We start from the raw sequence: 21,910 nt of genomic DNA on the forward strand, positions 1-21,910 counted from the left end.
CGGCCATGAGCACGCGTCGCTGGTGCTGGCGCAGCGCTGCAGCAAGGTGGCGCCCTCTACGCCGCTGTTCAGCTCGCTGCTCAACTACCGTCAGCTTGGCGGTGGGGATGTGTCCCAGGCCGCGCAGGCCGCCTGGGAAGGTATCGGCATCCTCGACAGCAAGGAGCGCACCAACTACCCGCTGACCCTGTCGGTCAACGACATGGGCGATGCCTTCAGCCTGTCGGTCATGGCCGACGGCACCATTGGTGCCGCACGCATCTGCGGCTATATGCAATGTGTGCTGGAAAACCTCGTGCAGGCACTGGAACAGACGCCACAGGCCGCGCTGCCAAGCCTGGGCATGTTGCCGGCGCTTGAGCGTGAGCAACTGTTGCAACACTGGAACGCCACGGACAGCCTGTATGCCGATGCCGCGTTGATTCATCACCAGATCGAGCGCCAGGCCGCCGAGCGACCCGATGCCATCGCGGTGGTGTTTGAAGACAGTCACCTGAGCTACGCCGAGCTGAACACGCGCGCGAACAGGGTCGCGCACCGCCTGCTGAGCCTGGGCGTAAGCCCGGATGAGCGGGTGGCGATCTGCGTGGAGCGCGGGCTGGAAATGATCATCGGCTTGCTCGGCATCCTCAAGGCGGGCGCCGGTTACGTGCCGATCGATCCGGCCTACCCCCAGGAACGCATCAGTTACACCCTGCAGGACAGTGCGCCGGTGGCGGTGCTGGTGCAGACGGCGACACAGGCGCGGGTTGCCGAACTCGCGGTGCCGGTGATCGACCTGGACGCGACGGACCTGCAACTGCAGCCAATGCAGAACCCGCAAGTGCCTGGCCTGACCTCGGCCAACCTGGCTTACGTGATCTACACCTCGGGCTCCACCGGCCTGCCCAAAGGCGTGATGATCGAGCATCGCAACGTAGCGCGGCTGTTCTCCGCCACCGAAGGGTGGTTCAACTTCAATGACAAGGACGTGTGGGCGCTGTTCCACTCGTTCGCCTTCGACTTCTCGGTCTGGGAAATCTGGGGCGCGCTGATCCACGGTGGGCAGTTGCTGGTGGTGCCGCAACTCACCAGCCGCTCGCCGGATGAATGCTATGCGCTGCTGTGCAGCGCCGGTGTGACCATCCTCAACCAGACCCCGAGTGCCTTCCGTTCATTGATCGCCGCCCAGGGCCAGAGTGCCTTGAAGCATTCCCTGCGCCAGGTGATTTTCGGTGGCGAAGCCCTGGAACCGGGGATGCTCAAGCCTTGGTATGCGCGTACGGCCAACGCCGGTACGCAACTGGTGAACATGTACGGCATCACCGAAACCACGGTGCATGTGACTTACCGTGCCCTTGAAGCGGCGGATGCGCAGTTGGTGGGGAGCAGCCCGATTGGCGGGCGTATTCCGGACTTGCAACTCTACGTGCTCGACAGCGCGCGTGAACCGGTGCCGGTGGGCGTCGTGGGTGAGCTGTACGTGGGCGGTGCCGGGGTGGCGCGTGGTTACTTGAACCGCCCGGAACTCAATGCCGAGCGCTTTATCGCCGACCCGTTCAGCGGCCGCCCCGGCGCTCGCCTGTACAAGACCGGCGACCTGGGCCGCTGGTTGCCCGATGGCAGCATCGACTACCTGGGCCGCAACGACGACCAGGTGAAAATCCGTGGTTTCCGTATCGAGCTGGGGGAAATCGAGGCGCATCTCGCGGCCTGTGACGGCGTGCGTGACGCGGTGGTGATTGCGCGCGAGGACCAGCCCGGCAACAAGCGCCTGGTGGCCTACGTCATCGCCGCCGATGGCGCCGAACTTGTGGCGGCCGACCTGCGCCGGCAGTTGCTGGTGTCCTTGGCCGATTACATGGTGCCCAGCGCATTCGTGATGCTTGAGCGCTTGCCGTTGACCACCAACGGCAAGCTGGATCGCAAAGCCTTGCCGGCGCCGGATGGCGAGGCCCTGGCGCGGCGCGAATACGAGCGTCCGGAAGGGGAGGTGGAGCACACCCTCGCCGCGCTGTGGCAAGAGTTGCTGGGCGTGGAACGGGTGGGGCGGCACGACAACTTCTTCGAACTGGGCGGCCATTCGCTGTTGGCGGTGAAGTTGATCGAACGCATGCGCCAGCTCGAACTGAGCGCCGACGTGCGTGTCCTTTTTGGCCAGCCGACGTTGGCGGCCCTGGCGGCCGCCGTGGGCGGCCACAAGCAACTGTTGGTGCCGGCCAACCTGATCGAGCCTGGCTGTGAGCAGATCACTCCGGACTTGCTGCCCCTGGCCGAACTGGACCAAAGCAGCATCGACCGCATCGTCGCCAGCGTGCCCGGAGGCGTGCGCAATGTGCAGGACATCTACAGCCTCGCACCGCTGCAGGACGGTATGTTCTACCACCACCTGGCAGCGGATCAGGGCGATGCCTACCTGCTGCACATGCTGTTTTCGTTTACCGGCCCCGAACCGCTCAACCTGTTCGCCAAGGCTCTGCAAAGCGTGATCGACCGTCACGACATCCTGCGCAGCAGTATCGCCTGGGAAGGGCTCGTGGAGCCTGTGCAAGTGGTATGGCGCCAGGCTTCGCTGGGCCTGGAGCAAGTGGCCATCGACCCGGCCGAGGGTGACGTGCTGGCGCAACTGCACAGTCGGTTCGACCCGCGCCACTATCGCCTGGACATGACCCGTGCTCCGCTGATGCACTTGGCCTACACCGAGGACCGTGCCAACCAGCGCTGGGTCGGCATCCTGTTGTTCCACCACATGGTGCTCGACCATACCGCGCTGGAGGTGCTGATCGAGGAAGTCCAGGCCAGCCTCAAAGGCCAGAGCGCACAGTTGCCGCCGTCGATTCCGTATCGCGAGCATGTGGCGCAGTCGCGCCTGGGCGCCGATCGCCAGGCTCACGAAGCGTTCTTCGGCGCGATGCTGGGTGATATCGATGAACCGACCCTGGCGTTCGGCCTGCAGAATGTGCAGGGCGACGGCAGGGGGGTGGAGGAATCGCACCTGATGCTCGACAGCGTGCTGGGCGGGCGACTGCGCGAGCAGGCGCGGGTGCTTGGGGTCAGCGCCGCGAGCCTGATGCACCTGGCGTGGGGCCAGGTGCTGGCGCAGGTCAGTGGCCGTGATGACGTGGTGTTCGGCACGGTGCTGCTGGGCCGCTTGCAAGGCGCTGAGGGGGCAGGGCGTGCGCTGGGCTTGTTCATCAACACCTTGCCATTGCGTGTCAGCATTGGCGCCCACGGGGCCCGCGAGGCAGTGCGCGCCACTCACACGCAACTGGCGCAACTGCTGGCCCACGAACATGCGTCCTTGTCGCTGGCCCAGCATTGCAGCGGCATGCCGGCGGCGCAGGCGTTGTTCAACACCTTGCTCAACTACCGCCACAGTGCGGCCGCGCCAGTCTCCACCGCCGACATTGCCGCCTGGGACGGCATTCAGGCGCTGAGCATGGAAGAGCGCACCAACTACCCGCTGGTGCTGAACGTCGATGACTTCGGCAGCGGCTTCCAACTCAATGCCCAGGCGCTGGTGGGGATGGGTGCGCGGCGTGTCTGCATCTATATGCAAGCGGCACTGGCGCAATTGGTCGATGCCCTGGAACAGGCGCCCGGTACGCCGTTGCAGGACCTGTCGGTCTTGCCCGAGGCTGAGCGCCAGGAACTGCTGGAAGCCTTCAACGACAGCGAGCGCCCGTTCCCAGAGACCTCGACCGTACACGCGTTGTTCGAGGCTCAGGTCCGCATCCGGCCGGACGCTGTAGCGGTGGTTCATGCTGAACAGTCGCTGAGCTATGCGCAATTGAACCGGCGCGCCAACCGCCTGGCCCACCACCTGATCGGCCTGGGCGTGCAGGCGGGTGACAGCGTCGCCATCCTGCTGGAGCGTTCCGTGGACTTGCTGGCCAGCCAACTGGCAATCAGCAAGGCCGCCGCGGTGTATGTGCCGCTGGATGTCAACGCCCCCGCCGACCGTCAAGCCTTCATGCGCCAGGACAGCGGCGCGCAATGGCTGCTCACCACCAGCGCCCATCAAGCCCCCGAAGGCGGCGGGCGCCTGGACCTGGACAGCCTCGACCTGAGCGACGCACCGGCCCACGACCCGGCCCTTGAACAGTCTGCCGAGTCGGTCGCCTACATCATGTACACCTCCGGCTCCACCGGCGTGCCCAAGGGCGTGCTGGTGCCGCATCGGGGCATCACGCGGCTGGTGATCAACGGCGGTTATGCCGATTTCAATACCCATGACCGTATTGCCTTTGCCTCCAACCCGGCGTTCGACGCCAGCACCATGGACGTCTGGGGCGCCTTGCTCAATGGCGGCCAAGTGGTGGTGATCGACCACGACACGCTGCTTGACCCGCTGCGTTTTGGCGCCGTGTTGAGCGAATCGGCGGTCACGATCCTGTTCACCACCACGGCGTTGTTCAACCAGTACGTACAGCTGATTCCCGACGCCCTCAAGGGCTTGCGCATGCTGCTGTGTGGCGGCGAACGCGCGGACCCGGCGGCGTTCCGCAGCCTGCTCGAGCATGCGCCCAAGCTGCGCCTGGTGCATTGCTACGGCCCGACCGAAACCACCACCTACGCCACCACCTTTGAAGTGCGTGCGCTGGCCGACGATGCCGAGAGCGTGCCGATCGGCGGGCCGATTTCCAATACGCGCATTTACCTGCTCGATCAACGCCAGCAGCCAGTGCCCTTGGGCGTTGTCGGGGAGATCTACATTGGCGGCAAAGGCGTCGCCAAGGGTTACCTGAACCGGCCTGAGCTGACCGCCGAGAAGTTCATTCTGGACCCGTTCAGCCACGAGCCGGGCGCGTTGATGTACCGCACGGGCGACCTTGGCCGCTGGTTGGCCAAGGGCGAACTGGATTGCCTGGGCCGTAATGACGACCAAGTGAAGATCCGTGGTTTCCGCATCGAACTCGGGGAGATCGAAAACCGCCTCGGCGAACACCCGCAGATCAACGAGGTGGTGGTGCTGGCCCGTGAGGACGAGCCGGGCAGCAAGCGCCTGGTGGCCTACTTCACCGAACACCAGGCGTTGGACATCCAGGCCCTGCGCACCTGGCTGCAAGAGCAACTGCCGGAGTACATGGTGCCACGTGCCTATGTGCGCCTCGACAGCCTGCCGTTGACCAATAACGGCAAGGTGGACCGCAAAGCGCTGCCGATTCCGGATCAGGAGGCCTTGCTCAGCCGTGGCTATGAAGCGCCACGGGGCGAGGTGGAAGTGGCGCTGGCGCAGATCTGGAGCCAATTGCTCAAGGTCGAGCAGGTCGGGCGTGAAGATCACTTCTTCGAGCTGGGCGGGCATTCGTTGTTGGCCATGCGTTTGATTTCCCAGGTGCGCGTGCACCTGGGGGTGGAACTGGAGCTCGCAGCGCTGTTTGCCCACCCGCAACTCTCGGCCCTCGCCCAGGCGGTGGCCAAGGCGGGGCGCAGCAGTCTGCCGCCGATTGTGCCGGTGTCCCGTGACGAGGCGCTGCCACTGTCGTTTGCCCAGCAGCGCCTGTGGTTCCTGGCGCAGATGGACAATGTCGGCGCCGCCTACAACATGCCGGTTGGCCTGGGCCTGCGTGGCGCCCTTGATGCGCTGGCGCTGGAGCGTGCCCTGGCGCAGATCGTCAGCCGGCATGAAGTGCTGCGCAGTGTGTTTGTGGTCGATAACGATGCGCCGCGGTTGGTCATCACCCCGGTCGAAGGCGCCTTCGTGCTTGAGCACAATGACCTGCGCGAGCTGGCCGATGCAGCGCAGCAGTTGCAGGCTTTGACCGAGCACGAAGCGCTGGCCCCGTTTGACCTGGTCAACGGGCCGTTGCTGCGTGCGCGCCTGGTGCGCATGGCTGACGAACACCACGTACTGTTGCTGACCCTGCACCATATCGCTTCTGACGGCTGGTCGATGGGCGTGCTGACCCGCGAGCTGATGGCGCTGTATGGCGCCTTCAGCCAGGGCCTGGCCGACCCGCTGCCGCCGCTGGCCCTGCAATACGCCGACTTCGCCGTGTGGCAGCGCCGCTGGTTGAGTGGCGAGGTGTTGCACCAGCAAAACCTGTATTGGCAGCAGGCGCTGGCCGGTGCGCCGGCCCTGTTGACCTTGCCCACCGACCGCCCGCGTCCCGCGCAGCAGGACTTCCGCGGTGCGGTGCTGAACCTGCAACTGGATGCCGAGTTGACCCAGGGCCTCAAGACCCTCAGCCAACGCCATGGCACCACGCTGTACATGACGCTGCTGGCGGCCTGGGGCGCGTTGCTCGCCCGTCTGGCCGGGCAGGATGAAGTGGTGATCGGTTCACCGGTGGCCAACCGCAACCGTGTCGAGGTCGAAGGCCTGATCGGCCTGTTCGTCAACACCCTGGCCGTGCGTATCGATACCTCGGGTGAGCCGACCGTGCACACCTTGCTGGCGCGGGTCAAGGCCCAGACGCTGGGCGCGCAGGCCCATCAGGACCTGCCGTTCGAACAGGTGGTGGATATCGTCAAACCTGTGCGCAGCATGGCCTACAGCCCGATCTTCCAGGCCATGCTGACATGGCAGAACAACGAAAGCGTGGCACCGGTACTCGGTGACCTGGTGCTGGAAGGCAGCGGCCAGATCAACAGCACGGCGAAGTTCGACCTGTCGCTGGAGCTGTGTGAGGCCCAGGGCCATATCATCGGCTCCCTGAGCTACGCCACGGCGTTGTTCGATGCGCCGACCCTGACCCGTCACCTCGGCTACCTTGAGCGCCTGTTGCGCGCCATGGTCGCCGACGATCAGGCGCAGCTTGCCCGTGTGCCGCTGCTCGATGATGACGAGCGCCGACAGCAGCTGGCCGGTCTTGGCGGCCTGCGCACTGCGTTGCCGGGCGCCACGGTGCACAGTCTGTTCGAGGCTCAGGCGCTGCGCACGCCGGATGCCCGTGCCGTGCAGGCCGGCAACGGTTCACTGACCTACCGCGAGCTCAACGAGCGTGCCAACCGACTGGCCCACCACTTGCGCGAGCTTGGCGTACAGCCCGATGCCCGCGTGGCCATCTGCGTGGAGCGCAGCGCCGAGCTGATTGTCGGCCTGCTGGCGATTCTCAAGGCCGGCGGCGCCTATGTGCCGATCGACCCGAACTATCCGCTGGAGCGCATTCACTACATGTTGCAGGACAGCGCCCCGGCGGCACTGCTGGTGCACGGTGCGACCGCGCACCTGGCCGGCGAGCCGGGCCTGCCGGTGGTCGACCTCGACCGTGATGACGCGTACACCTCGAACCTGCATAACCCGCAGGTGGCCGAACTGACGGCCACGCACTTGACCTATGTGATCTACACCTCAGGCTCCACCGGCCAGCCCAAGGGCGTCATGGTCGAGCATCAGGGCGTGGTCAACATGCTTGGCTGGTACCTTGACGACGTGGGTCTTAATGCCAGCGATGCGGTGTTGCTGCTGACGTCCCACAGCTTCGACCTGACCCAGAAAAACATCTTCGCCAGCCTGGCCGTGGGTGCCACCTTGCACCTGGCGGACAGCCCGTTTGATCCTTCGAGCATCGTGCGCCAGATCAGCGACCAGGCGATCACCCACATCAACCTGGCTCCCAGCGCGTTTTATGCGCTGATCGACGCCGACCAGCAGTCGGCCCTGAGCCGGCTGCGCCGCGTGGTGCTGGGCGGCGAACCGATCAAGCTGGCGCAATTGGAAAAACTGCAGGTGCCGCGCCCGCAGTTCATCAACAGTTATGGCCCGACCGAGTGCAGCGACGTGGTTGCCTGGCATGCGGTCGACGCCGACCTGGGCCGCTACGGTGCCGCCGATATTCCGCTGGGCCGGCCATTGCGCAACCTCACGCTCTACGTGCTGGACGCCTACGGGCAACTGGTGCCGACCGGCAGCGTCGGTGAGCTCTACATCGGCGGCGCCGGTGTGGCCCGTGGTTACCTCAACCGTGAAGCGCTGACCGCCGAACGCTTCCTCGACGATCCGTTCACGCCGGGCGGGCGCATGTACCGAACCGGTGACCTGGCGCGTTACCGCACCGACGGCACGCTCGACTATTTGGGCCGCAACGACGACCAGGTCAAGATCCGCGGCCTGCGCATCGAGCTGGGCGAAATCGAAGCGCTGCTCGCGGCCCACCCGGAAGTCACCGAGGCGGCGGTACTGGTACGTGATGAGCGGCTGGTGGCCTACTTCACCGGCCTCGCGCCGCAGATCGAAGAGCTGCGCGCCTACCTGCAAAGCGCACTGCCGGAGTACATGGTGCCGTCGGCCTATGTGCAACTTGACGCATTGCCCCTGAACCCCAACGGCAAGCTGGATCGCAAGGCCTTGCCGGCGCCGGGTCTTAACGCCGTGGTCAGCGGCGTGTATGAAGCGCCCGAGGGCGAGATTGAAGCCACCCTGGCGCATATCTGGCAGGACCTGCTGGGGTTGGAGCAGATTGGCCGGCAAGGGCATTTCTTTGATTTGGGCGGTCATTCGCTGTTGGCGATGCGCCTGATTTCCCAGGTGCGCCAGCGTCTGGGTGTGGAGCTGGCCCTGGCCGATCTGTTCGCCCACCCGCAACTGGCCGCATTGGCCCAGGTGCTGGCACAGGCATCGCGCAGCACCTTGCCGGCGATTTTGCCGGTGCCGCGCGACCAGGATTTGCCGCTGTCGTTTGCCCAGCAGCGCCTGTGGTTCCTGGCGCAGATGGAAGGTGCCAGCACCGCCTACAACATGCCGATCGCCCTCAGGCTGCGCGGTCACCTGGATGCCGACGCGCTGGAACGCGCGCTCACGGCCATCGTGGCGCGCCACGAAGCCCTGCGCAGTCGTTTCGTGCAGCACAACAGCGAGGCGCTGGTGCGTATCGACCCGGCCGAGCGTGCCTTTGCGCTGCGGCGCCTGGACGTCGACAGCGAGGCCGCTGTGCAAGCGCACATCAGCGCCGACGCGCTGCAACCGTTCGACCTGGAACAGGGGCCGCTGATTCGTGCCCAACTGTTGCAGCGTGCCGACGACCATCACGTGCTGTTGTTGACCATGCACCACATCGTCTCCGATGGCTGGTCGATGGGCGTGCTGACCCGTGAACTGATGGCGCTGTACGAAGCCTTCCGCCACGGCCAGCCGGACCCGCTGCCGCCGCTGGCCCTGCAATACGGCGATTTTGCCGTGTGGCAGCGCCGCTGGTTGAGTGGCGAGGTGTTGCAGCAACAGAGCCAGTACTGGCAGCAAGCGCTGGCGGATGCGCCGGCCTTGCTGATGCTGCCCACCGACCGTCCACGCCCGGCGCGCCAGGACTACAGCGGCGCGACCTTGACCCTGTTGCTCGACGTCGAGCTTACCGCCGGGCTCAAGGCCTTGAGCCAACGCCACGGCACCACGCTGTACATGACCATGATGGCCGCGTGGGGCGCGTTGCTCTGCCGCCTGTCCGGCCAGGATGAGGTGGTGATCGGTTCGCCGGCCGCCAACCGCATGCGTGCCGAAGTCGAAGGCCTGATCGGCCTGTTCGTCAACACCCTCGCCGTGCGTATTGGTGCGGGCGAGGACCTGACCGTCGCCGCTTTGCTGGCGCATGCCAGGGAGCGCACGCTGGCAGCGCAAGCCCATCAGGACTTGCCGTTCGAGCAAGTGGTGGAAGTGGTCAAGCCGGCGCGCAGCCTGGCCCATAGCCCGGTGTTCCAGACCCTGCTGACCTGGCAGAACAGCGACGGCCCAAGCCTGGTGATGGGTGACCTGCAGTTCGAAGCGGTCGGCGAGACCAGCAGCTTCGCCAAATTCGACCTGTCCCTGGACCTGGGGGAAGTGCAAGGCCACATCGCCGGTAACCTGGAGTACGCCACGGCGCTGTTTGACGAAACCACCCTGCAACGGTACCTGGGGTATTTCAAGCGACTGCTGCACGCGATGGTCGCCGATGACCAGGCGCAGTTGGCGCATATCGCGCTGGTGGATGAGGACGAGCGCGATTACCTGCTGCACGCACTCAACAAAACCGAAGTCGCCTACCCGCACGAGGCCACTATCCACCAGTTGTTTGAAGCCCAGGTCGAGGCCACGCCGCAGGCCATTGCGGTGGCGTTCGGACCTCAGCGCATCAGTTATGCCGAGCTCAACCGCCGGGCCAACCGCCTGGCGCATCACCTGATCGGCCTGGGCATTGGCCCGGACGAGCGCGTGGCGATCTGCGCCGAGCGCGGCGACGAGGTGCTAGTGGGCCTGCTCGGGGTGCTCAAGGCCGGCGCCGCATATGTGCCGCTGGACCCCAATTACCCGCCGGAGCGCCTGGCTTACATGATCGCCGACAGTACGCCGTCGGCGGTGCTGACCCAGCGTCCGTTGCAGGACCGCCTGCCGGCCCTGGCGATCCCGAGTGTGTTGCTGGATGAACCGGTCGAGGGTGCCGACCACAACCCGGTGGTGCCAGGCCTCAATGCCCGTCACCTGGCGTATGTGATCTACACCTCCGGCTCCACCGGCAATCCCAAGGGGGTGATGATCGAACACCGCGGGCTGGTCAACTACAGCCTCGACGCCGCGCGCCTGTTCGGCTTGACGCCGCAGGACACCGTGTTGCAACAGAACACGCTGAACTTCGACCTGTCGGTGGAGGAGATCTTCCCGGCCCTGTTGGCGGGCGCGACCCTGGCACCCAGCCGCCATGTGTTCGGCACCGAAGCCGCGCGGGACCCGGCCATTACGCCGACCTTCCTGCACCTGACGGCCGCTCACTGGCACACCCTGGCCGCTGAATGGCATCACGACCCGCAGCAGGCCCAGGCCCATCTGCGCGATGTGCGCTTGATCAACGTGACGGGGGATGCGTTGTCGGCGCAAAAACTCAAGCTCTGGGACGAGGCGCGCCCGGCCCATGTACGGCTGATCAACACCTACGGCCCGACCGAAGCGACGGTGTCCTGCACAACGGCCTACGTGAGTTACACCGGCGACATCAATGGCAACACCACCATCGGCAAGCCGATGGCCAACACCCGCATCTACCTGCTCGACAGCCGGCAGCAGCCGGTGCCATTCGGTGTGGCGGGGGAGATTTTCATTGGTGGCGACGGCGTGGCACGCGGTTATCTGAACCTTGAAGAGCTCAGCGCCGAGCGCTTCATGGCCGACCCGTTCAGCCCGGTACCGGGTGCGCGGATGTACAAGACCGGTGACTTGGCACGTTACCTGGCGGATGGCTCGATCGAGTACCTGGGCCGTAACGACTTCCAGGTCAAGGTGCGTGGTTTCCGCATCGAGCTGGGGGAAATCGAATCGCGCCTGGGCAACTGCGCCGGCGTCAAGGAAGTTGCAGTGATTGCACGCGAAGACCGCCCCGGCGAGAAACGCCTGGTGGCCTACGTGGTGCCGCATGCCGGGGTCGAGCTGAGCGCCGCCGGTTTGCGCAGCTACCTGGCGCCGTTGCTGGCGGAATACATGATTCCGTCAGCCTTCGTCACCCTGCAAGCGCTGCCGCTCACGCCGAACCGCAAGCTGGACCGCAAAGCCTTGCCGGCCCCGGATCAGTCGGCGGTGGCGAGCCGTGATTATCAGGCGCCGCAAGGGCGTATCGAACGCCGCCTGGCGCTGGTCTGGGAGCAAGTGCTGCAGCTGGAACAAGTGGGGCGGCATGACAACTTCTTCGAGCTCGGCGGCCATTCGTTGCTGGCGGTCAAGCTGGTGGAGCGCATGCGCCAGGAAGACCTGCGGGTCGACGTCGGTGCCTTGTTCACCCATCCGACCCTGGCCGGATTGGCCAACGTCGTCGGCAGCCATCGCGCGCTGGTGATTCCGGCCAATGCCATCGAGGCTGATTGCCGGCGCATCACGCCTGAGATGCTGCCGCTGGCCAGCCTCAGCCAGGACGAGATCGACAGCATCGTTGCCAGCGTGCCGGGCCAACTGGCCAACGTACAGGACATCTACGGCATGACGCCGCTGCAGGAAGGCATCCTGTATCACCACCTGTTGGCGGATGAGGGCGACTTGTACCTGGAGCAGGCGTCGTTCAGTTTCGATAGCCGCGAGCGCCTCGATGCCTTTGCCCAAGCCCTGCAAGGCGTGGTCGAGCGTAACGACATCCTGCGCACCACCATGCGCTGGGAAGGCTTGAGCGAGCCGGTGCAGGTGGTGTTGCGCCACGTGCCGTTCGCCCTGGAAGAGTTGCACCTGGACGGCGAGGGCGATGCCGGTACGCAACTGCGTGAGCGTTTCAACCCGCGGCATTTCCGCATGGACCTGCGCGCCGCGCCGCTGATGCGCCTGGTGGGTGCCTATGACGTTGCGCAACAGCAGTGGTGTGCGCTGCTGATGTTCCACCACATGTTGTTCGATCACCTCGCCATGGATCTCTTGCAGTACGAGTTGCAGGCTTTCCTCACCGGCCAGCAAGACCGCTTGAGCGCGCCCGTGCCGTACCGCAACTATGTGGCCCAGGCGCGCCTGGGCCTGACGGAACAGGAGCATGAAGCGTTTTTCAGCGCGATGCTGGCAGACATCGACGAGCCGACCTTGCCGTTCGGCCTGCACGATGTGCAAGCCGGCGGCACGCTGGAAGCGGCGCAACTGCTTGTGGACGAGGACCTTGGCCAGCGTCTGCGCAGCGCCGCACGGCAACTGGGCGTCAGCGCCGCAAGCCTGATGCATGTGGCTTGGGCACAGGTACTGGCGCATGTCTGCGGCCAGGATGAGGTGGTGTTCGGCACGGTGCTGATGGGCGGGCTGCAGGGCGGTGAACGCGCCTTGGGGCTGTTTCTCAACACCTTGCCGTTGCGCGTCAGCGTGGGCGCCGAGGGTGCGCAGGCCGGGGTCAAGGCCACCCATGCACGCTTGAGCACGCTGCTCGGTCATGAGCACGCGTCCCTGGCCCTGGCCCAGCGTTGCAGCGGTGTGGCCGCCCCGGCACCTTTGTTCAGTGCCTTGCTCAACTACCGTCACAGTGCCGGTGCCGCCTCCAGTGAAGAGATCGCGGCATGGACCGGCATCCACGCGCTGGGCGGTGAAGAACGCAGCAACTACCCACTGTCGCTGGACGTCGACGACTTTGGCCAGGCCTTCGCCCTGACCGTTCAGGTCAGCCCGCAAGTCGGCGCACAACGGGTCTGCGGCTATATGCACGGCGCGCTCGACAGCCTGGTGGATGCCCTGGAACGTACGCCGGACGCATCGCTGAGCAGCCTGGAGATCCTGCCGCTGGCCGAACGTCAGCAGGTGCTGCTGGACTTTAACCAGACGCATACCGACGAGGCTCAGGATCAATTGATCCATGGCCTGTTCGAGGCCCAGGTACTGCGTAGCCCCGGCGCGATTGCGCTGGAGTTCGACGGCCAGGCGCTGAGTTACGCCGAACTGAATGCCCAGGCCAACCAGTTGGCCCATCATTTGATTGCCCTTGGCGTGCAGCCTGACGACCGTGTCGCTATCGCGCTGGAGCGCGGGATGCAGATGGTGGTGGCCTTGCTCGCCACCCTCAAATCCGGTGCTGCGTACGTACCGCTCGACCCGGCTTACCCGCCGCAACGCCTGGCCTTCATGCTCGGTGACAGTGCGCCACGGGTGTTGCTCAGCGAATACGCGGTGCTGCCGCTGCTCGGCACGCTGCCGCCGGCCATGCAGGTGGTGACCTTGGACAGCGCGCTGCAACCCTGGCGTGAGCTGGGCGCGCACAACCCGCAGCCTGCACAGTTGGGGCTGACCAGCGAACACCTGGCCTATGTGCTCTATACCTCCGGTTCGACCGGCACGCCGAAGGGCGTGATGATCGAGCACGCCGGCCTGTGCAATGAGATCCAGGCGATTCGTGGCTTGACCGGCTTGGGGGAGGGGGATCGTGCACTGCAATTCGCGACCATCAACTTCGACGCGTCCATCGAAGAGATTTTTGGCGCGCTGACTTGCGGCGCCACCCTGGTGCTGCGCAGTGCCGACTGGTTGACCGATGCCGCGCAGTTCTGGGGCCTGGCGGCGCAGGCACGGCTGTCGGTGATCAGCTTGCCGACGCGCTTCTGGCAAGGCCTGGCGGACGATCACAGCACTGTCATTCCGGCTTCCGTGCGGGTCATTGTGGTGGGTGGCGAAGAACTGAGCGCGGAGGCGGTGCAGCATTGGTTCCTGCGCAGCGGCCACACGCCGCGCTTGCTCAATACCTATGGCCCGACTGAAGCGACGATCATTGCCACCGCCAATGAAGTGTTCGCCGCCAACCCGCATCCACGTGCCATTGGGCGTCCGATCGCCAACACCCGAGTGTATGTGTTGGACGCCCATGGGCATCCAACGGGCCTGGGGGTGGCCGGTGAGATTCATCTGGCCGGTGTCGGGATCGCCCGCGGTTACCTCAACCAGCCGCAACTGAGCAGTGAACGCTTCCTGGTCGACCCGTTCAGCGATAGCCCGGGTCGCCTGTACAAGACCGGCGACCTCGGCCGCTGGTTGCCGGACGGCACCCTGGAATACCTGGGGCGTAACGATGATCAGGTGAAGATCCGTGGTTTCCGTATCGAGCTGGGCGAAGTCGAAAGCGCGCTGCTGGCCTGCGAAGGCGTACGAGAGGCCGTGGTCATGGCGCGCGACGACAGTGAAGGGCAGGTCGCCGGCAAGCAATTGGTGGCTTACCTGTGCGGTTCGCCGGGCTCGATCGAGCAATTGCGTGAAGAACTGCTGAGCCACCTGCCGCAGTACATGCTGCCGAGCGCGTATGTCCAACTGGACAGCTTGCCGGTGACACCGAACGGCAAACTCGACCGCAAGGCGTTGCCGGCGCCTGAGCAGGCGGTGCTCAGCCGCGACTATGCGGCACCGGTCGGGGCGCTGGAAGAACGCCTGGCGGGCCACTGGGCCCACGTGCTGAAGCTGGCAAGGGTAGGGCGCCACGACAGTTTCTTTGAAATGGGCGGGCATTCGCTGCTGGCGATTCGCCTGGTCAGCCTGCTGACCCAGGACGGCCTGCCGGTCACCCTGGCGCAGTTGTTCCAACATGCCAGCGTCGCGTCGATGGCCGCGCTGCTGCGCTTGCACAGCGAGGCGCCGGCACTTGAGCAAGGCCTGGTCACGGTACGTGCCGGCGGCACCCAGGCGCCGTTGTTCCTGGTGCATGAGTTCAGCGGGCTGAATGTGTATTTCCCGGCGCTGGCCCGGCATGTGGATGCGGACATTCCGGTCTATGGCCTGGAAGGCGTGGCCTGGGGCGAGCCGCAGTTGCGGACCCTGCAATGCCTGGCCGCACGGCACATCGACATGATGCGTGGCGTGCAGCCGCACGGTCCGTACCGCTTGGCCGGCTGGTCGTTCGGCGGCTTGCTGGCCTATGAAATCGCCGCGCAGCTGATCGGCATGGACGAGGAGGTGAGCTTCCTCGGGCTGCTCGACACCCACGTGCCGCGTCTGGTCGATCAAGGCAAGGCGCGCTGGTCGGTGGCCCATGCCCACAGCCTGCACCTGCTCGAACAGTGCCGCGCCTTCTGCGAGGTTCAACGGCCGGCGGATGGACAGGCGCTGGCCACCCTCGGGCAGTTGGAGGGTGACGCGGCACAGATGGACTTCGACACCCTGTGGCGACGCTGCTGCGACGCCGGCTTGCTGCAACCGCAGTTGGCGGCGCTGTCCCGTGACGCCTTGTGGGCCTACCTGGACCGTGAAGTCGCCCACGGCCATGCGCAAGCCCATTACAGCGTGTTGCCGCTGACCATGCCGGTGCATTTGTTCACGGCCGAAGAACGCATGGATGAGGCCTCGCGCAGCAGTGACACGCTGGGTTGGGACCAGGTTCTGCCGACGGGCCTGCTGCGGCACATCAGGGTGCCAGGCAACCACCAGAGCATGATGCAGGCGCCGCACATCGCGGCGTTGGGCCAGACCATCGGCGATGCCTTGAAGGCCTTGCCGGCGACACCGGCCAACACGCCCTACCAGCCGGTGCTGACGATTCAGAGCGGGCAGCCCGGGCAGGCACCGATCTTCTGCATTCCGGGGGCCGGCGATAGCGTCACGGGGTTTATCGGCCTGAGTGATGCGTTCGGGCCGGCCTGGCCGATCCATGGCCTGCAACCCCGCGGGCTGGACGCCAAGGCGTTGCCCCACAGCCGCGTGGAAACGGCGGCGCAGGCCTATCTGCAGGCATTGGAACAGCAATGCCCGCATGGGCCGGTGCATCTGCTCGGGCATTCTTTTGGCGGCTGGGTGGCCTTCGAGATGGCTCTGCGTCTGCAGGCCCAGGGGCGCGAAGTGTTGTCGCTGACCCTGGTCGACAGTGAATCACCGGGCAGTTCGGGCGCGGCCGGCAAGCCGTACACCGCAACCGACGTGCTACTGCGCCTGATCGAAACCCTGCAACTGGCGGCTGGAAAACCGTTCGGGATTGATCGGCAGGCCTTCGTTGATCTGGATGAATCGGCACAACTGGCAACCTTGCACGCCGCCATGGTGCGCGTCGGCATGCTCTCGGCGCGCTCCACGCCTGAGGTGATGCAAGGGCCGGCGCGTGCCTTTGGCGCTGCGCTGCGCACGGTTTACCAGCCGCGCCAGCGCTACAACGGCCCGGTGCGCCTGGTGTTGGCCGATGATCCGACGCTGGATGCACAGGGCAATCAGCGCGAGCAGGCCGGCATGATCGAGGGTTGGAGCCGACACACGGATCACCTGCAGACCTGGTACGGGCCGGGTAACCATTTCACCCTGCTCAAGGCGCCGCACGTCTACAGCCTGGCGTCCTGGTGGCACGACGGTCTCCTCGTACCGGCCGGCAAGGTGACCTCATGACGTGTGATACAGGGGGAGCCGGCACGGGCGCTTGCGCCCTTACCTGAAGCGAACATTCGAGCAACTTAGCGCAAGCCCGGCCAGCGGCCGGGTCTACCTTTCAACGTATTAGTGGTCATCTATGGAAAAGTCGAAGTTTCGCAAGGTTGTCTGGGGCGTAGGCCTGGCCGTTGTTGCCGGCCTGATTGTCTATTCGGTGCAGTCACCGGCTGAGCCGCCCCAGTACTTGACCGCCAGGGTCGAGCGGGGCGAAATCGAGAACTCGGTGCTTGCCACCGGGATCTTGCAGGGGGTCAAACAGGTCGACGTCGGCGCCCAGGTCTCCGGTCAGTTGAAATCGCTGAAGGTCAAGCTCGGCGACAAGGTCAAGAAGGGCCAGTGGCTGGCGGAAATCGATCCACTGGTGCTGCAGAACGCCCTGCGCCAGGCGCAGGTCAACGAGGAAAACCTCGAAGCGCAACGCAAAGCCACGGCGGCACAAGTGGTCCAGACCAGATCGGTGTGGGAGCGCTACACCCGCCTGCAATCGGACGCGGCCATCTCCCGCCAGGATTTCGAGACCGCCGAATCCAATTACCTGGTGCAGAGCGCCAACCTGGTGGCCCTGGATGCGCAACTGAAAAACGCGCGAATCCAGATCGACACCGCCAAAGTCAACCTCGGCTATACGCGTATCGTCGCCCCGATGGACGGTGACGTGGTGGGCATCGTCACCCAGGAAGGCCAGACCGTGATCGCCGAGCAACTGGCGCCGGTGCTGCTGAAATTGGCGGACCTGGACACCATGACCATCAAGGCCCAGGTGTCGGAAGCCGATGTGATTCACATCCACCCAGGCCAGGAGGTGTACTTCACCATCCTTGGCGAGTCCGATAAACGCTACTACGGCAAGCTGCGCGGCACTGAACCTGCACCGCAGAACTACCTGGACACCCAGGCCGCCGGCACCGCCAAACAGAACAGCGCGGTGTTCTACAACGCGCTGTTCGATGTGCCGAACCCTGATCATCGCCTGCGCATCTCGATGACCGCCCAGGTGCGCATCGTGCGCGACACCGCCAAGGATGTACTGATGGTGCCGGTTGCGGCGCTGGGCAAGCGTAATGACGACGGTTCGTACGTAGTGCGGGTGGTGGATGAGACCGGCCACGCTCAGGAGCGCAACGTGCAGGTGGGGATCAACAACAAGGTCAAGGCGCAGATCAAGGATGGCCTGGTGGAGGGCGACCAGGTCGTCATCGGTGAGCCGACGCCGGCCGTGGCGGGGAGCTGACAATGACCCAGGCATTGTTGGAACTCAAAGGCATCAGCCGCAGCTTTATGGCCGGTGAAAAAGCGTTCATGGCGCTCAAGAATGTCAGCCTCACCATCAACACCGGGGAAATGGTGGCGATCACCGGGGCGTCGGGCTCAGGCAAGTCGACCCTGATGAACATTCTCGGTTGCCTGGACTACGCCACTGACGGCAGCTACACCATCAGCGGTCGCGAAACCCGCGACCTGGCGGACCAGGAGCTGGCGGAACTGCGCCGCGACCATTTTGGTTTCATCTTCCAGCGTTATCATTTGCTGCCGCACTTGAGCGCCATGCATAACGTCGAGATGCCGGCGATTTATGCCGGAGTATCGGAAGGCCAGCGCCATAGCCGCGCCAAGGAACTGCTGGCCCGGCTGGGCCTGGCCAATCACTTGGTCAACCGGCCGAGCCAGTTGTCCGGTGGGCAGCAGCAGCGGGTGAGTATCGCCCGGGCATTGATGAACGGCGGCGAAGTGATCCTCGCGGATGAGCCGACCGGCGCCCTCGATACCGCCAGCGGCAAGGAAGTGATGAACATCCTGCTGGAGCTGCATGCGGCGGGGCATACCGTGATTATCGTGACCCACGACGCCAAGGTTGCGGCCCACGCCGAGCGCATCATCGAGATGCGCGACGGCGAAGTGCTCAGTGACCGCCTCAACGAACGTGCCGCACCGGAGGTCGAGGCCCCGGTTCCCGCCCAGGGCCAGGCCACGCCGGGGCGGCGTCTGGTGGCGAGCCTGGGGTTGTTCAAGGAAGCCTTCGTGATGGCCTGGGTGGCGTTGATTTCCCACCGCATGCGCACCTTGTTAACCATGCTCGGCATCGTGATCGGCATCACGTCGGTGGTGTCGATCGTGGCCATCGGGGAGGGCGCCAAGCGCTATGTCTTGAATGATATTCAGGCGATCGGCAGCAACACCATCGACATCTACCCGGGCACCGACTTTGGCGACAGCCATGCGTCGGCGATCGAAACCCTGGTGTTGTCCGACGTGACCGCCCTGAGCGAGTTGCATTACATCGACAGCGCCACGCCCAACGCCGGGCGCAACCTGCTGTTGCGCTTTGGCAATATCGACGTGAACGCCACGGTGAATGGCGTGAGTGCCAGCTCGTTCCAGGTCCGCGGGATCAAGATCGCCGAAGGCATCACCTTCAGCCAGGACGACGACACCCGCCAGGCCCAGGTGGTGGTGATTGACCACAACACCCGTAATCGCCTGTTCGGCCCGGACGTCGAGGCGCTGGGCCAGATCATTTTGGTGGGCAACCTGCCGTGCACGGTGATTGGGGTGACGGCGGACAATAAGAATATCTTCAACACCAGCAAGGCGCTCAACGTCTGGGTGCCTTACGAAACCGCCGCCGGGCGCCTGTTGGGTCAACGCTACCTGGACAGCATCACGGTGCGGATCAAGGATGGCCAGCCGAGCAAGGTGGTGGAGGATAACGTGGTCAAGCTGTTGCAACAGCGCCACGGGACCAAGGACTTTTTCACCTACAACCTCGATAGCATCATGCAAACCGTGCAGAAAACCAGCCAGTCGCTGGCATTGCTGTTGTCGTTGATTGCGCTGATCTCACTGGTGGTGGGTGGCATCGGGGTGATGAACATCATGCTGGTGTCGGTGACCGAGCGCACACGCGAAATCGGTATTCGCATGGCGGTCGGGGCGCGGCAGTCGGACATTCGCCAACAGTTTCTGGTGGAGGCGGTGATGGTGTGCCTGATTGGCGGGGTGATCGGGATTGCGTTGTCGTTTGGCATCGGGTTCGTGTTCTCCCTGGTGATCACGGAATGGCAGATGGTGTTTTCGCTGGAATCGATTGTCACCGCCTTTGTGTGCTCCAGCCTGATCGGCATCATCTTCGGGTTTGTACCTGCGCGTAATGCCGCGCGGCTGGATCCGATCGAGTCGCTTGCCCGGGACTGAAGCGCACACCAAAAAGCCCGCCAACCGGTGTCGGTTGGCGGGCTTTTCATTGCAGCAGGTTGGGTATGGCACAACAGCAGCTCTGCGCTGCTGCTGTTTTTCTGCGCTTTAGCCGACCACCTGCAAACGGTGCGCGGTGGCGCTGGCGATGGCGTCTTCGAAACGATCAAGGACGCTGCCAACCTGGGCTTCGGTGATGGTCAGGGCAGGCAGGAAGCGCAATACCGAACCGTGGCGCCCACCGGTTTCGATGACGAGGCCGTTGTCGAAGCAGTTGAGCTTGATTGCCTTGGCCAGGGTGCCATCGCCCAGGCCGGCACGGTTCTCTGTACGCGGTTTGGTGACCTCGACGCCGATCATCAGGCCACGGCCACGCACGTCGGCAATCGCATCATGGCGCAGGGCAATGTCTTGCAGGCCGGCGAGCAGTTGCGCTCCGCGGGCGGCGGCGTGTTCCACCAGGCCCGCCTGGCGAATGTGGCGCATGGTTGCGCGCCCGGCGACCATGGCGATCTGATTGCCACGGAAGGTACCGGCGTGCATGCCCGGGCCCCAGGTGTCGAGGTGTTCGGCGTAGACAATGACCGACAGCGGATAGCCGCCACCGATGGCCTTGGACAACACCAGAATATCGGGGACGATCCCCGCGTGCTCGATGGCAAAGGTGCTGCCGGTGCGGCCCAGGCCGGTCTGGACTTCGTCGATGATCAGCACGATACCCAGCTCGCGGGTGATTTCGCGCAGCCCGCGCAGCCAGGCGTTCGAGGCGGGAATGCAGCCGCCTTCGCCCTGCACCACCTCAACGAGCACGGCGGCCGGGCGGGTGACGCCACCTTCAGGGTCCGAGAGCACGGTGCGGATGTACTCGAGCGACAGTTGATCGGTTTGCTCGCCGTCGGTACCGAACGGGCAGCGGAAGCGGTACGGAAAGGGCAGGAAATGGGTGTTTTGTGCAGTAACGCTGGGGATGCCCTTGGGGTTGAGATTGCCCATGGCCGAGAGCGCGCCAGCCGTCATGCCGTGATAGCCACCATGAAACGCCATCAATGCCGCGCGTTTGGTGTAGTGGCGCGCCAGCTTGATCGCAGCTTCCACGGCATCCGAGCCGCTGGGGCCGCAGAACAGGATCTTGCTGGTGTCGCGCATGCCTGCCGGCAGTTGTGAAAACAGCTCCTGTACAAAGGCATGCTTGGCCGGGGTGGCGAGGTCCAGTGCTTGCTGCAACTGGTCGGAGCCCAGGAACTCCAGCACCGCGTCCTTGACTTCCGGCGGGTTATGACCCAGTGCCAGGGTACCGGCGTTGGCCAGGCAGTCGAGGTATTCCTTGCCTTGCGCATCCCTGAGCCACACCCCATTGCCGCTGACGAACAGGCGCTGGAAGTTGGCGGCATAGGTGCGTGCGTTGGCTTCGACTTTCTTCAGATAACTTAGCTCTTCCATGGTCATGCACTCATCGGCTGCGGCAAGCGCAGCGCTGGAAAGTTGAGGGAACAAGAGACGGTGTTTAATCCATGACAGCGACTATTTTCAGACAGTAATAAACAGTCAGCCGCAGAGAGGGCTGAATTACAGTCGAAAGTGAAAAATAAGTTACGCCGGACAGCCGCTGAGACACGCGCTGCCCGAGTAACTTGAGAGCACGCTTAGCTTGAAGGAAGGTGACCGTTATCGCTATTGAAGCAGACACCCGACGTCCCCGGTATCTCTGTCATTTTACAGAGCCTTTAGAGCCGGAAGTTAATGGCAGTAGTGAGGCGCCGGAAAGAACAGCAGGGCGGCTCACTTGAAGACACTTCAGAGTGCCGCCGCCCGTGGGATAAAAAAGTAATGTCGTGGTTTTGCCGAAGGCAAACATGACATGAGTGTGGCAAGTCCAAAGTGATCGATGCCAGGAGGTGGCGTCGCCGTTTACCGGGACAAAATCGGTGACGCCTGAGCGGCTTTTGCAGGGTGTCCGGTTTTTGTGACGACTGATGAAAAAAGATAGAAAAT

The 21,910-nt window shown here is 64.5% G+C and carries 5 protein-coding genes; 3 read left to right on the forward strand and 2 right to left on the reverse strand.

What is annotated here, in order from left to right; translation table 11 throughout:
- From ACK6AU_RS25970 to ACK6AU_RS25980, 3 genes are all read left to right on the forward strand, one after another.
- Window positions 1–16,684, forward strand: a 16,684-nt coding sequence (locus tag ACK6AU_RS25970; protein WP_409302300.1) for an amino acid adenylation domain-containing protein, incomplete at its 5' end; no start/stop codon positions are given.
- Between the two features lie 121 nt (window positions 16,685–16,805).
- Window positions 16,806–17,957, forward strand: a complete 1,152-nt coding sequence (gene macA, locus ACK6AU_RS25975) for a macrolide transporter subunit MacA (RefSeq protein WP_409302302.1) — start codon at window positions 16,806–16,808, stop codon at window positions 17,955–17,957.
- A gap of 2 nt (window positions 17,958–17,959) precedes the next feature.
- The gene (locus tag ACK6AU_RS25980; protein WP_185699871.1) at window positions 17,960–19,918 is read left to right on the forward strand and encodes a MacB family efflux pump subunit; all 1,959 of its coding nucleotides are present in this window, start codon (window positions 17,960–17,962) and stop codon (window positions 19,916–19,918) included.
- A 108-nt stretch (window positions 19,919–20,026) separates the two neighbouring features.
- On the opposite strand, the gene ACK6AU_RS25985 is transcribed toward ACK6AU_RS25980, so the two are convergent.
- Together ACK6AU_RS25985 and ACK6AU_RS25990 are read right to left on the reverse strand one after the other, a co-directional pair.
- Window positions 20,027–21,358, reverse strand: coding sequence for a diaminobutyrate--2-oxoglutarate transaminase family protein (locus tag ACK6AU_RS25985; RefSeq protein WP_185699872.1), 1,332 nt, complete (start codon window positions 21,356–21,358; stop codon window positions 20,027–20,029).
- Window positions 21,359–21,626: 268 nt separating this feature from the next.
- On the reverse strand, window positions 21,627–21,910 hold a 284-nt coding region (locus tag ACK6AU_RS25990), incomplete at its 5' end, for a hypothetical protein (protein ID WP_409302305.1).

Origin of the sequence: Pseudomonas sp. KCJK8993 (assembly GCF_046230915.1) — a bacterium.
GTDB classification, from domain to species: domain Bacteria; phylum Pseudomonadota; class Gammaproteobacteria; order Pseudomonadales; family Pseudomonadaceae; genus Aquipseudomonas; species Aquipseudomonas piscis.